Source organism: bacterium (assembly GCA_021108215.1).
Taxonomy (GTDB): Bacteria; Oederibacteriota; JAAXVQ01; order JAAXVQ01; family JAUVAV01; genus JAIORK01.
In genome coordinates, this window is sequence record JAIORK010000037.1 from 13,152 (window position 1) to 27,689 (window position 14,538).

At 44.9% G+C, this 14,538-nt stretch carries 12 protein-coding genes; 1 reads left to right on the forward strand and 11 read right to left on the reverse strand.

Going from position 1 to position 14,538, the window contains the following annotated elements:
• Window positions 1-174: 174 nt before the first annotated feature.
• The 3 genes from K8S19_08630 to K8S19_08640 all read right to left on the reverse strand — a co-directional run bounded on the left by K8S19_08630 (window position 175) and on the right by K8S19_08640 (window position 2,756).
• Complete coding sequence (locus K8S19_08630; protein MCD4813740.1) at window positions 175-1,101, reverse strand: ATP-binding cassette domain-containing protein; 927 nt, start codon at window positions 1,099-1,101, stop codon at window positions 175-177.
• Window positions 1,102-1,203: 102 nt separating this feature from the next.
• Window positions 1,204-1,944: a class I SAM-dependent methyltransferase gene (locus K8S19_08635; GenBank protein ID MCD4813741.1), complete on the reverse strand. Its 741-nt coding sequence runs from the start codon at window positions 1,942-1,944 to the stop codon at window positions 1,204-1,206.
• A gap of 59 nt (window positions 1,945-2,003) precedes the next feature.
• Window positions 2,004-2,756 (reverse strand): DUF502 domain-containing protein, encoded by a 753-nt coding sequence (locus K8S19_08640; protein MCD4813742.1) that lies wholly within the window; start codon window positions 2,754-2,756, stop codon window positions 2,004-2,006.
• Between the two features lie 284 nt (window positions 2,757-3,040).
• On the opposite strand from K8S19_08640, the gene K8S19_08645 reads away from it, so the two are divergent.
• Entirely contained in the window at window positions 3,041-3,745 is a 705-nt protein-coding gene (locus K8S19_08645; GenBank protein ID MCD4813743.1) for a class I SAM-dependent methyltransferase, read from the forward strand.
• A 347-nt stretch (window positions 3,746-4,092) separates the two neighbouring features.
• Here the strand turns inward: K8S19_08645 and K8S19_08650 are convergent, their stop codons facing one another.
• The 8 genes from K8S19_08650 to K8S19_08685 form a co-directional block, all read right to left on the reverse strand.
• Window positions 4,093-4,962, reverse strand: a complete 870-nt coding sequence (locus tag K8S19_08650) for a hypothetical protein (GenBank protein ID MCD4813744.1) — start codon at window positions 4,960-4,962, stop codon at window positions 4,093-4,095.
• A 110-nt stretch (window positions 4,963-5,072) separates the two neighbouring features.
• Window positions 5,073-5,768 carry an HAD hydrolase-like protein gene (locus tag K8S19_08655; GenBank protein ID MCD4813745.1) on the reverse strand — a complete coding sequence of 232 codons (696 nt, stop codon included), beginning with the start codon at window positions 5,766-5,768 and terminating at the stop codon, window positions 5,073-5,075.
• A 98-nt stretch (window positions 5,769-5,866) separates the two neighbouring features.
• Complete coding sequence (locus K8S19_08660; GenBank protein MCD4813746.1) at window positions 5,867-9,151, reverse strand: tetratricopeptide repeat protein; 3,285 nt, start codon at window positions 9,149-9,151, stop codon at window positions 5,867-5,869.
• Between the two features lie 42 nt (window positions 9,152-9,193).
• Window positions 9,194-9,826, reverse strand: a complete 633-nt coding sequence (locus K8S19_08665) for a transposase (GenBank protein MCD4813747.1) — start codon at window positions 9,824-9,826, stop codon at window positions 9,194-9,196.
• A gap of 134 nt (window positions 9,827-9,960) precedes the next feature.
• Complete coding sequence (locus K8S19_08670; GenBank protein MCD4813748.1) at window positions 9,961-11,154, reverse strand: hypothetical protein; 1,194 nt, start codon at window positions 11,152-11,154, stop codon at window positions 9,961-9,963.
• Window positions 11,155-11,297: 143 nt separating this feature from the next.
• The gene (locus K8S19_08675; protein MCD4813749.1) at window positions 11,298-12,353 is read right to left on the reverse strand and encodes a LamG domain-containing protein; all 1,056 of its coding nucleotides are present in this window, start codon (window positions 12,351-12,353) and stop codon (window positions 11,298-11,300) included.
• Window positions 12,354-12,458: 105 nt separating this feature from the next.
• The gene (locus K8S19_08680) at window positions 12,459-13,571 is read right to left on the reverse strand and encodes a LamG domain-containing protein (protein ID MCD4813750.1); all 1,113 of its coding nucleotides are present in this window, start codon (window positions 13,569-13,571) and stop codon (window positions 12,459-12,461) included.
• Between the two features lie 304 nt (window positions 13,572-13,875).
• Window positions 13,876-14,520, reverse strand: coding sequence for a hypothetical protein (locus K8S19_08685; GenBank protein MCD4813751.1), 645 nt, complete (start codon window positions 14,518-14,520; stop codon window positions 13,876-13,878).
• Window positions 14,521-14,538: the final 18 nt, after the last annotated feature.

A 14,538-nucleotide genomic window follows, 5' to 3' on the forward strand; every position in this document is an offset into this window, starting at 1 on the left:
CATCGCACGCCCGTTTAGCAGACAACCAATGGAAGTCTCGCATTTCAATCATCTTTCCGGTCGGAGCGACATCCCGCGAAGCATTAAAACGCATTCATACCCGGATCACCCGGCATTCGCCGGGCAAGTAACGCCGGGCAAGAGTCCGAGGTATTCTGCAAAGCGGGATAAAAATCAGTTTGCTGTCAGCCGTTTGAAAACATTCTCCAGACTGACCACCTCACGATACATTTCATACAATACCCATCCCTGTTGTTTGGCCAGCGCAAAAATCTCCGGCCGCAAATCATCGTCATGCAAACTCTTCACCAGATAGCCTTGAATATCTGCGGCTTCAGCTTCCGTGCTTTCCACTGCCTTGACTTTCTCGAGTTTTTCCAGGGACACTGCAACTTGCTTGCCTTTGATTTTTAAATGAATCCGGCTTTCATCCACCGCCTGCTTCTGGAGTTGCTTGGGATTACCGTCCGCCACCACCTTGCCTTGATGGATAATCACGACCCGATCACAGGTCGCCTCCACCTCGGAAAGAATATGCGAGGATAAAATAACCGTCTTTTGCCGGCCCAATCGTCTGATCAGATCACGAATCTCACTAATCTGATTCGGGTCAAGTCCGGCAGTGGGTTCATCTAAAATCAGATATTCAGGATCATGCAGCATGGCCTGCGCCAAACCCACACGTTGCCGGTTCCCCTTGGAAAGCTCGCCGGTTTTCTTGGCCACCACATCCTGAAGTCCACACACCGCGACCATCTCACGAACACGCTCCAGACGCTGGTGGGGGGCGATCTGACGCATATCAGCAATATACATCAGATAATCATACACCAGCATATCCTGATAAATGGGATTGTACTCCGGTAGATAGCCGATCATTTCCTTAATCTGATCGATCTCCTCCAAAACATTCCTGCCTCCCACAAAAATTTTGCCTGACTCAGGCCGGAGATACCCGGCAATGAGACGCAGCGTGGTTGTTTTCCCGGCACCGTTCGGGCCCAAAAGACCCAAAATTTCACCTTTTTTCACCTCAAACGAGATGCCATCCACAGCCTTCACAGGACCAAAATTTTTGGAGAGATCTTCTGTTATAATCATACGGGTGCCCTCCATTTTTCTAATATTTTTTCCAATAAAAACTCCAAAAGTTTACTCAATATCAATTCCCTTTGTCAAGTCTTGCCGTTATTTTTTTTCATGTCATTCCTTTTGTGCCCAAATAATCCGAAAATCATCCCGTTGCGAAGGTTTTCCCAATTTTTTCATTTCAAACACTTCGCTTTTGCGATAGCCGGCGCTACGCAATGCCTGCTTGACGGTTGTCAGCGAAAAAGCGTAATGCCGGTGTTGTTCAGACCAGGAGGTCTGCCAGGCATCCGGTTGACCGTCAAACCCCTCGATGGTTACGTTTGTCGCTTGCTGCCGAGGGTCCCACTTGGCTTGCCAGCGGGTAAAAAAACCGTCCCCTTCCATAACCTGTGCCATTTTGCCGAATTTTTCTTTTAAATAGCGACTGGCATACTGATCAAAACAAAATACACCGCCCGGTTTCAAAACATCTCCGACCTTGCGAAAAACCTGTTCCAATTGTTTCGGTGATTTCAAATAATGCAGACCTCCGAAAACACAGACTGCCAAATCATAGCTCCGTTTTAACTTCATCGCTAGAAGGTCTTGACGGTAACAGGATATTTTCGGAAATTTTTTTTCCGCAATCGCCAGCATCGCCCGAGACTGGTCCAGCACATCCACTTGTTTGCCTTCGGATAAAAACCGGCCGGCTGCCTCCCCGGTGCCGCCTGCCAAATCTATCACCTGGATGTACTCAAAGCGATGCTTTTTAGCCAAACGCTTAAATGCCTTCCACCAATCAGCAACAAAACGTCCCTGCATGATGGCATCATAGCGATGTGAAAATTTATCGTAAATTGTTTTTTCCATGAGTCCTAACTCTTGAGAAAAAAATAATTGCCTTTAAGACACCCAAACAGTGCTTCAGTTCATTTTTTTTTCAGACTGCGTTTGGCTGTCTTTTTTTTCTTTCCAACACTTTTTACCGCAGACCGGGATTTCGTCTTAGAACGCTTTTCCATTTTAGCAATACCAGGAGAAACAACTCCCTCAGTTTGAATCAATCCGACTGTTGCAATAATTTTCAGACCTTCTTCCGGTGTGATGGCAAGCACATTGAGATCCTTCATAGGAATCATCAAAAAAAAACCTGATGTGGGATTCGGGGTGGTCGGTAAAAAAACATTGACCAGCTCCTTCCCGGCAATTTTCCGGGCGCTGGCCATGGACGGTGTGGTCAGAAACCCCAAGGCCCAAATCCCGGGCCGGGGGTATTCAAACATAACCACCGTCTGAAAAGCGCTTGAGCCGGTAATGGAAAAAGAATTCACCACTTGACGCATCGCGGAATAAATACTGCTGATGACCGGCAAACTTTTAATCAAGCGGTCTCCGAAACGGAGAACTTGCCGGCCAAGATAATTGGAAGCAACCAAGCCGGTTAAAAAAACCAACAATAGCGTAGCGACAATACCAAATCCCGGAATATGCTTATATTCCGATGGTATTTTAAACCCCAGGGTCCGCAAAACCTCCCCGCCCATGGGTGCCAGCCACCCATCAAGGAGATTGAATAGGAACACAAACACAAAAACCGTGGCAGCAATGGGAATAATCACCAAAAGTCCTGCAATGAAGATTTTCCGCAAAGTAAATTTGCTTTCCTTGGTCGTAGTATTCATCTGTCCTCCCCTTTTTTTCCAGCGCCAGTATGCATGGGGAAAATTGCAAAGTCAAGTATGAAAGCGAGAGGTTCTTTGCACCGCACTGGCATCCTCCGGCGAGTGAACTGTTTTATTCCTTAACAATTATCATGGCATGTTTCCACCAAGTAGGTTATGATACCCTCATTATTTTTTGCCGCAGTTCGATTCTCAAGCAAACTGTCCCCGGATTCAAAACCGGAGATAAAACAGTGGCATACTAAAGGTCTTTTGTTATGATGCTCATGCGGATTATCCAAAACATGACTGTTCCACCCGCCATCCGCTTCTATAACCATCTGTTCCATAGAAAAAAAGCAGTGCCGCCGCCTGCTCAGTCGGCTGTGGAAAAAAAGATCCAGGATTATGCCGCCAAGCGGACGGATATCAGCGATCATTTAACCACCTTATTTCATGAAGCACTGAGTTCCCGGCCGAATATAATTGTCGAACTGGGTACGCGCGGCGGTGCCAGCACCTTTATTTTCAAAAAAGTTGCCGAACATTTCCAAATTCCTCTGATCAGTGTGGATATTGATAACTGTCGGGAACTGGGTTCCCATCCTTTCTGGACATTTGTACACAGTGATGATATTGCCTTTTCTGAAAAATATGTGGATTGGTGTAAAGAAAAGCAATTCCCGCAATCAATTGACCTGCTCTTTATTGATACATCCCACGAATATAAACATACTGTTCAGGAAATCAAACATTGGCTGCCACTGGTATCGGAAAACGGAAAAATCATTTTCCATGACACCCATCTCCGCCTGATTTACAAAAGAAAAGACGGCAGCCTGGGGTTGGGTTGGGATAATCAACGCGGCGTGATCCGGGCCATTGAGGAATATTTCGAGACAACCTTTGATGAAACCAAAGATTTCCAGACAAGCATGAATGATTTTATTATCCGCCACTGGGCTCATTGCAGCGGCTTGACGATTCTGGATAAAGTACCGAAAAAATAATATAGTCGATCCTAAAAAAGTCAAATTGAAACTCATTTCCCGATGAAGCCTGGTCAAACGATTGAGCAAGTACGCTGCCGGGATTCGGATGATACGATGATACCCCGTCTTCGTGGCCGCTACTTTCGTGTCTATCCTCCTCGTCCCCGTTCTGCACTTTGTCCTTTGGCGGCTTACGCGATCAATCATTTAGTAGGGAATGGTCGCGACCATTCCCTACCGGCGGTTGAGACCTGTGCGCATTGTTTCAATCCTATGCTGCAAATCCGGCATCTGGCATACGCCGGACAAGTACGCCCGGGCAGGCTGTCCATCGTGTTCGCGCTAGCACGATAAGCTTTTCAACATTAATGAATCCGATACGTCGCTTTTGACTCCTGTAAATTCCAATCTTCACGCCAGGAGCAGTGCGCCAGCAACTGACGGTATCTTTTTTTATTCAGCGTCTTTTTTATTCGCTGAAAATCTTCAACCTGCTCCAGCTGTTCAATGACCGGTCCGTAGGGGCACAATTTAACTCCCCCGTTTGATAAAATTGTCAGGGTGTTCTGTCGGGCGCATTGCGTAAATGTCTTACGCGGCACCAGGGAAAGGGCGGGCATCATACAAGCATCAATATCGATTTTCTTTAAAACCCGCATGCGCAGCATTTTAAACGCAATATAATCAAGGAAAAGCCCAAATTGATCCCGCGTCATCCGCGGACGTTGCTCATCTTTCGGAACATGAAACTGTATTTTCTCAGCCAAATCAAGCAAACGCGGAAGCAAAAGGTTCTCCAGCACCTTTTGGAGCATCGCTTCGGTTAAATTCACCTGAACTGTAATCCGAATTTCTTTTTGCTTTGCCCAAGCGAGTGCCTGGTAAAAATCCGGCCATTCCAGGTACGCGACACTCTTCTCATCCAGCAGCACTGTTACCTGAAAGCTTTGCTGTAAATAGATTGGTTCCACTTTATAAAGATCCGGGTAATACATGACCGTTGAAAAACAATGTTTTTTTTCAATGGCTTTCTCCATCAGGCTTTGACATGCATACAGCTTTTCTGCAGAAAATTTGGGTAATACAAATTCCCAGGCCGGAATGTCTTCTGCCATCCGGAGCAATGCGATAAAAAAATCAAGAGATTTTTCCTGATATGCATTTCCGGAAGTACCGGGTGGACAGGTATCAATACAATCATGAGAATAGCAAATAGCAAGTTTTTTCCAAGTCATTGTCTGCTCCTTTTCGAAAATAGTCCTGTTGAGTCAGACAATACTTTCTTAAAAATATTTCACATAAAATGATTTTTTTTTTAAAATTCGTCGCTTTTAAGAACAACGTATCAGAATCCGCTTAAAAACCGGTCCAATTCCAGTATCTGGGTAAAATTCTCCAGCACCAAGTCAGGTTGATGTTCGGATAATTGCCGGGTAGTATAGGGCCCTGTAGCAACTCCCACGGTCCGGGCTCCGATTTCCTTGCCGGCGCGAATATCATGCTGCGTATCCCCAATCACCAGCACTCTTTCCATGGAGATTTTTTGACAGGTGGCGTCCTCTGCGCGCGCAACAGCAATGCGTAGAAGCTCGGACCGCACAACGGCATCCGAACCAAAACCGCCAAAAGGAAAAAAACGGTTTAAATCAGGCGGTTCCAGTTTGATCCGGGCACCCTTCTCAAGATTGCCTGTCCCCAGTGCAAGAACATAATCTTTCTGTGCCTGAGCCTTTTCCAAAAATGCCCGAATTCCGGGGAGCACACGAAAATTTTTCGCTGTCTCAAGTTTTTCAACCAGCAGGACCAAATAACGCGCAAAGACGTTTCCCATCTCATCCTCCGCCATGTCACGACCCTGATATTTATTTGACAGCTCATGCGCAATGGATGTATCGGTCCTGCCGGCAGGTGAAATATGACTCAAAGCATCCTGCCAGCCAAAATATTCTGTAAATGCCTGATTCATGGCCAGCATGCCGGCCCCCCCTGTCCGTACCAACGTGGCGTCAAGATCAAAGAGAAATAAAATCGGTTTATTCACAAAGACTCCTTCCCATTCAATTTTCCCAAGCACCCTGGGTGCTGATTTCATTCATTTAACAAGTGCTGTTTCCATAAAATCCTCTGCACTTTAGGAAATTACTTTTGGGGCTGCACACGCTTTTTTAATTCCTGCTCGCAGACCTCCTTATTATTCATGAATATCCGGGTATTTGGAAATACCAATAATGCTTGCTCATACACCTCAATCGCCTGTTGCCATTGCTGCTTTTGAACAAACCCGCCCGCCCAATTATTCCAGGCCGCAATAAGATTTTCTTCAAGATGACCATCCTCCGGATAGACCTGCATGGCGCGTGTATAGGCTTCCACAGCAAATTGCCAGTTCCCCCGGCTGCCGGAGGCGGCAGCCAAACGGTCATAGGCAAGCCTGAAAAACTTCTGTATATTCTCATCTGTTCCCAGATTTTTTTTATAACTTTCAATAATGATCAGTGCCTGGCGTTCGGCCTCTACAAATGATGTCAGCGCCATGGTCTGTATTTTTTGTCCCCAAAGACCTGCAATCATCTTCCGGACAGTCTCATTGTTTGAAACATGTTCCTTTATCCCTTTCAATGCTTTGTCTAATGATTCAGCTGTGGGTTTCACTAACCGCCCCTTCACATACTCTTGCACAATAAACACCCGTTTATTCTCAAAATGGTTCTTCGCCTTTACCGCGCTTAAAGCCTGGTGACAACGGTCAAGCGCTTGCTGCCATGCCCTGATTTCAATGGCCTGATTTATCCATCGGTCCCAAACGGCCACCTGGTTATTTCCCAACATCTCATCCGCAGGATACAGGGTCAGTGCCTGTTGATAAACTGCGAGCGCTTCTTTCCATTTCCCTTGCCTGGCTAAGGTCTTTCCCCGGTTGTCCAAATCTACAATCCCTTTTTCTGTTCCAATGAAATCCCGGTTACGCGCAGACGCTGTATCGATTTGTTCGCTTTTAACAGATTTTTGCAAACGGTTCAAAATGATCGCATCCCCGGTATTTTGTACAAAATTATTTTGGTGATATTTCTCCATCAAAATACGCAGTTGCTTTTCTGCAGCTTCCGGTCCTTGACGGGCATACACATCTTCAATCATGACCTGAACAACATCTGCCAATCTCTGCCCAAAATAATTTGCATCAAGCTTTTCCTGAATCGCTTTTTCACACACCGCCTGTGCCTTCTCCCAGTGTTGTGAAATCATAAGCTGACGTATCCAGTTTTCCCAAACCACACGATAATTATGGTGTAGGTTTTCATCATCAGGAAACAGACCCAGTGCTGCTTGATACGTTGCAATGGCCTGGGTCCAGGCTTTTTTTTGCAGGTGATGTTGGGCTTGAATATCATAGGCATTGCGAAGCTGAATCGCCATCCCCGGAACATCCCGGATCAGCGGTTCACAACGCCGAATAATTTCCGCCGCACGCAGCTGCCCGTCTTTTTTCAATTGTACCGCCAAAAGCAGCTCCCGCACATAGGCCTGTCCCGCCCGTTGAATCCCAATTTCATCCGGATATTTTTGCATCTGTTCCTTAAGTTTTGCTTCCGCCTGCACAGCGCCTTGTTTTTTCTTGAGGGACATGGCCCATGAAAAAACAATAAACCCCCGATTATTGGCATAGCGTTTATCCTGGGGTGCAAATTTCATTGCCTCCCCTAAAATCATCATAGCCTGCGCAAAGTCTCTTTTTTTTAATACCTTGTTGGACCACTCCAAATAGACTTCCTGCTTCCATTCCCTGAGCTTCTTGCGCGCGGCCGGCGAAAGCGCTTCATTCTCCAAATCGGTCAATGCCAATGCCCGCCGCCACTGGTTGCGTTCAATAAACGCCATACTCGGTTTAATAAATACCCAGGACTGCAACCTTTCGTAGTTGCCCTCCGGCATGCGTGCGGCAGCTATTTCTAGCAACTGCATTGCTTCCGTGGGTTTCTTCGCGTCAACCGCTGCTGTAATTTGTTCTTCCCAAATAACTTTTTGATTGTTCAACAAGGTCGCATCTTTGGGTGCCAGTCCCAGACCCATTTCCACCACTTCCACTGCTTGCGTGTAGTGTTTTTGGCCCACCAGTTCCTTACTCCAATTTGCCAAAACCGCCAGCACATTATGGACCGCTGTCTTCATTTTTGCATCCAAACTTAACGCACAAAAATTTGCCAACAAGGCTTCCTGATACTTTCGCTTTTTCGCCAGTTCAACACCGTGATTATAGTAAATAAGTGCGGCCAATCCCAGACCCGTAACTTCACGACGTTTATCCTGGTCCTTTTCCGAAATATAATTAAATCCCGTCTGCCGGGTAAATTGAGCCAGCACCTCAGGCCGACTCGCCGGATCAAACCCCGCCGGACTTGTCGTCTCTACATCCACGTGCCTGGCACCATCATAAAAAATAGAAAACGTATGATCCGGCACTTCAATCGCGCGGATATCCAGTCCCAACTTTTGACCAAGAATGCCATACAGGGCTGATGATGACACACAATTAAATTTTCCGGTATCCAACAGTGTCGAAAAACTGCTCTGATTTTCCTGATACCCGGAAATCAATACCCGTTTGTGCATCCACGCCAGCAGCAGTTCTCCTTGCTGATAAACTGTTTTCCCCTTGCGGATCATAATTTTCGCTTCCGCGACAAGTTGGTCTATTTGAGCAAGATAACGCGCTCGTCTCTGTTTTTCCTGTACCCCGGAAGCAACCAGGATCGCTTCTGCTTGTGACCAGGCAGCCAGCTTGCCATTTTTTGCATCCGCAAACAGCGATGCCTCGTCCGGCGAAATGTCAAAAACCGAAGAATTCTTTTTGAGCTGCCGGATAACCACCAAGGCGGATGCAGGTGATTCCTTAAAAGCATAATGCGACTTCGGTGCACCCACCCTGCCTTTAATCTCCAGCCCAGCCAAAGAAATCACCTGATTCTTCCCGCTTGCCTTGAAACGAAGCATCATCCATCTGGCTGCGACCGGGTCAAAACGAATCGACTGGTTTTTTTGATTATATAACAAGGTTTCTTCACGAATCGTTTGAAAACCCGTTTTTGCAGAAAGCGTTGATACCAGAAACTCCACCTTCATGGTATTTTTATTCCCCGGGCTTTTCAGATCAAAAAAAATTTCAAACGCTTCGGGCGCAACCACCTTTTGCTGCGAAACAAAAACCAAGTCCAAAGGAAATCCGGGATCAAGCGTGAGTGTCAGGGATGACGTCTGATTTGGACCCCATAAAGCCGATAGCTTTTTTTTGTCCAGCCAGGCGTCCGAAACCGAGATCAATCGAACAGCACCTTGAGCAAGAAAATCAATGCTTGGTTCAGCTGCATAAGCAGATAGCCGCATCCCCGTAAAAATCACCAGGAACGCCATCACAACACGCTTCACCCAAACCCTCCAATGGTGCCAGGCACCTTTTAGAAATTAAACTTACATCAACTTAGCTTCAAACACCGCACTTCCAAATATCCGAAATTTTTCTAATCGGCCATGCAGATTATCCGACATTTCATCTGCTTCCTCAACATATTCCCGATACAACTGCTGCCGGGCTTTTTCATTACCTGACAATTCAAGATATGTTGGATGGAGGTCTATACTTACGGTTTCATGCTTCCGGCCATAGGCGTAACATATATAACTGGAATAACTATATTTCCCCGGATAATCTACCAACCCAGCATTGACCGGGTTACGGTCAATGTATCGTAGGCATGCCAGTATATGCTTGTTTTCTTCAATAATCGTGGACCGGAAGCGGTCGCCCCAAAAATGGCCGGATACTGTGTATTTGGTGTTGTAATATTTGGCATAGGCGGTCTTAAATTCGCACATAAAACTTGAAACATCTGTGTTTTCTTCCATTTTAATAATTAGATGAAAATGATTACCCATAGGTGTGAATCCATAGATTCTAGCGGAATATTTCAGTTTAATACGCTGCAATATCCGGCATAGTGCCTTTCGATCTTTACTCTTCTTGATAAATAGTTGTTTGCCATTGGTGCGGGATGTGATGTGATAGGTTAAATTTGGTGCTTTCAAGCGTAAGGGTCTGCCCATTGCCTGCCTCCTCTAGAAGTATTTACTGAGTTAGACAGACAATCTCTGATTTCCATGCACTTTTTCTAAAAAAAGTGGCTGGCACTAAGCTACTGGCACTAAGCTACTCGTATTGGGTTGAGGTGTTAAAACTGCTAGAAACGTAGAATTGCTGTTATGCCGATTTGAATATTTTGAATGGTATCGCTGCTCTCGGAATTGGTTATCGTAAATCCTGGTAGTGTATAAACCTGGATTTCAAGCATTTCGATGTTCACTTGGACACCCAAGGCACTTTGCAGCATGGTAGTTTGCGCTTTTTCATAGGTGTTTTCTTGATAGAGCAGCCGCATTTCAAGCCAAAGTGCCAGCCACGGGAATACCGTTGCTTTTATTTGGGCCGGAAGTGTACCGGATAAACTCTGATAATTTTCCCAGACATAATCACTAACATTAAAAATCGTGTTGTCAAGATACGTCAGTTCCAATCCAACAGAAAAATCAATTTGTTTGCCGGGATTTGTATAATATGCCCCAGCAGCAACTTCATAGTTGAGAATGTCCAGATCATACCCGGTCCGTCCGATTTCAAATACGGTTTGAGTCAATTGATAATTCCCCATCCCTGCCTGAACCAGGACATTTTCCGCTCCCATATTGCCGAATAATCGGCGTACATTGACTTCCCAGGAATCAAGTGAAAACTCAATTTCCCGGGTTTGGATATAATCGCCCATGGCTTGCATGGATGACATACCACCATAAATTTCTATGTCATCATAAATGATTCCCACAAAATGTTGCGTGGTCTGGGAATTATTGGTATATGAATAATCATTGGCGATATCTGCAGCATAATCAATAAAATGAGTTTGTTCTTGTATTGTAATAGCATAACCCAGTTCCAGTCCCAATATTTGGGTTGTAGCAACAGCCGCATTGATTGTCTTCACAAATTGCTTATCTGCGGCAGCAATCCGGGAACCATCCAATGTCGAAATGCTTTCTTGTGAATCGAGCCATTGCTCATAGGCATATCCGACATTGATACAAGCCCATTTTTCAATGGGTACAATCACCTGTCCGGTATTGCCAAAAAAATCATCATGATTTTCTTTCCGGAAAACAGGATCATACGGTTTGATTGTCTGTAATTGCAGGTCTGAATTATTTTCAATAAGATACTGTGAGATATGATTCAATTGCGCTGGGTTATCCAAAAGATTCTCCGGCTGCGCAATTTTTTCGTGTAGAAAGAGATTGCTTTTTTCCTGATATAGAGAACGAATGGATGCCTGGACAGATGAGGTTATTAATATAAGTGCGAATAGAATAACAGCCTTTTTCATACATAAACTCCTGTTTTTTTTATTTGAAGACAGTTTGCCCGAAAATATTTTCCCGAACAAGTAGGGGCACAGCGCGACCGAAGGGAGTCCCGCACGATCCCCCATCCGGTCGGGGCGCCGCGCCCCTATACCCTATAAAATGTCTATTCCACAAACCGGTCTGAAAAATCCGTTTTAGAATAATTCCAGATTTTCAGATTGTCAATATAAGCATCTGCTTTTTGTAATGCTCCTGATCCGACAATCCCGTTTAATACGGTGAATGGAACAGATCCTACATCATAATTTCCCCAGTCCTCAGTACTGTAGCCAACTTCTACACCATCTTGATAAACAGCTATTGTTTTACTGCCATCAAACCCCGCATTTCGGTCATAAATTAAGGCAATATGTACATTCTCGTCACTAGACCAATTTAAATTTGGAGTTACCAGTACACCGCTTGCTCCAACAATTATTACTTTAAATTGGCTGGAGTGGGCTTGATCATCAACTGCCATCAAGAACCAACTGCTTCCAGGATTTTGATGCACCCAATATCTGGCATTGCTTTTGGCTGTCTGTGCATAGCCATTAACCATTGCAAAATTCGGTTTTACCCAATATTCAATGGTTCCTTTTTCGCCATCAAATACTGAATTATCATATCCTATATAGCTGTACCTATCATCATTTATGGCACCATTTCCAAACTGAACTGAATCATAACTAATACTTCCGGTAATCGTTCCATTAGGTCCGCTTTCGCTATTTTGGACTTCTGTTACTGACCCCAGCTTATTCCATAGCAAAAGACCTGGTACTTCGACCTGAATGATCAACGTCCCGGTATTATGCTCCACACGGATGGTTACTGTGGTCGTGGCGTCCTTGGTCACAATGGCCTCGCCCGTGCCGGTGTAAATCTCCACGCCGTCCACATCGTACAACTGTACCAGAATATCCCAATGCCCCACCTGGATGGGCTCAAATATCACGCTTCCGGAATGATCGGCTATCGTGATGGGCAAAACATGCGTCAACGCGCCCTTGGTCACAGTCACCTGACCGGTGGCGATGTTGTCCGCCGCGTCCAGGGCAAACATCATCTTCCCCTGACTAGGTGCCGTGTTGGGTGCAATTGGATTATTCTGCGAGCAGCTAATAAACATAACAGCAGGAACTGCAAGTACTGCGAGTAATAATGCTAAACGTTTCATACTGTATCTCCCTCACGTATTGTATTTTTGCAGGGGCACGGCGCGACCGAAGGGAGTCCCTCACGATCCCCCATCCGGTCGGGGCGCCGTGCCTCTATAAAATTTTTATTCCACAAACCGATCCGAAAAATCCGTCTTGGGATAGTTCCAGATTTTGAGATTATCAACAATGCCATCATTGCCTTCCCAATGATGACGACTCCAGTCATCCGGCTTAGGATAGGTACCCAAATACAATATTTTATCTGTCGACCAATTTAATGTAGGCATTCCAGTTTGAGTTACTACTGTTGTACTTATTGCAACACCATTTACAAATAGCTTTAATTTATCATCAGCTGTTGCTCCTGATCCATCCCAGGTAAGCGCCATATGAAATGGAGTAGATGTACTCCAACCCGGTATACTGCCCGGCGCCATGGTTCTAAAAACATTATTTGTATCATCATCACGAACAGTTAAAATCAGGTTGTTTTGCCAATCATTATAATGTATTTGAATTCCCAAAGGCTGTTCAGGATCATTAATTGAATTCATAATTGTATAATATAGTAAACATACATTATGACCAACACTACTGCTGCTCCAATTAGGTTGGTACCAAAATTCTATACAACCCTTTGGACCTAATTGAAGATTTTCATATTGAATATAATTATCTGCAATATTGTGATCCCCTGTACGTTCAGCAGGTTCATATCCATTTCCATATTGTCCGGAAAGATATAAAAGATCCCCAACAATCATTCCATTGGGTCCAACTTCACTATTCAACACTTCCGTATCTGACCCCAGCTTATTCCATAACAAAAGACCCGGCACTTCGACAATGATTTCTAAATTACCGGTGTTGTGCTCCACGCGGATGGTAACAGTCGTGGTGTTATTCTTGGTCACAATGGCCTCGCCCGTGCCGATGTAAATCTCCACGCCGTCCACATCGTACAACTGTACCAGAATATCCCAATGCCCCACCTGGATGGGCTCAAATATCACGCTTCCGGAATGATCGGCTATCGTGATCGGCAGTACATGCGTCAACGCGCCTTTGGTCACCGTCACCTGGCCGGTGGCAATGTTGTCTGCCGCATCCAGGGCAAACATCATCTTCCCCTGGCTAGGCGCAGTACTGGGTGCAATTGGATTGTTCTGCGAGCAGCTAATAGCAATAAAGGCTGATATTGCTATTACAGTCATGATTGATAGTATTTTTCTCATTTTTTCTCCTTTTGGTTAAGTTGAAATTTTTATCCAACCCTATTCTGGCGGTTATCCAAACCGCCCTTGCCAAAAACGCACATCACCTCCTTTTACCAAAGTCGGTATTGCTTATTGATTTAGTCTGATTTTGGTCAACCATTGCCAAACCGGAAAAATCGTGTTTTGGAATTACATTGCTAAAACGGTATAAATAAAAAACTTAAAAACAGACCTGCTGGATCAATATAAGAAAGATAGTTTTGAACAACTGTTTATTACAAAAAAGTTCGTTTTTTTAATAGTAATCCCAAATGTCATCCGCTCATATCTTCTTTGCGTGTTTTGCCACTTTTTGATCTTTTTGATCCATCTGCAACATAAAATACCTGACCAAATCCGCGCTGCGCTTAGCAGCATCTGCCAGGGTATTGGCATCATAATCCAATGCTTTGCCTTCAATGGGCATGATGAGCATCGGGCCGATGGTGGCTGCTTTCCCGGCATCAACCGACACTGTAATGGTTGTTTTACTTTCCTTTTCATCTTTTTTCAAAACCCGGTAAACCGGATGGGCTTTGGCGCTGATCCGGGTTTGTTTTTCATTTGATTTGAATTCAATTGCCAAAACAAACATATAGTCTTCGCCGGCCAATTCCCTGCTTCCTTTTCCGGCTATTTCCTTTGGCAGTGATGATTTGAGCGTGGTCTCGGCACTTTGTGTTTGATTGGTTTTGTCAAAAGCATACAGTTTCATATAAATATGCTGCGACAGGATGTTTTGCACTTTTTTCCGTACCTGCTTTTCCGGCATGGCCAGAATCCGAGACGAGAGACTCTTGGGCAGGACTTCTTCTGAGGATACCTGTTTGTCCTTGACCCATGTATATCCATTCTTTTTCGCCTCAACACTCGTAATACCCATTAACAATACTGATAAGACCAAACATGACAAAAGATGATATTTCATTTTTTCTCCTCCTGAATC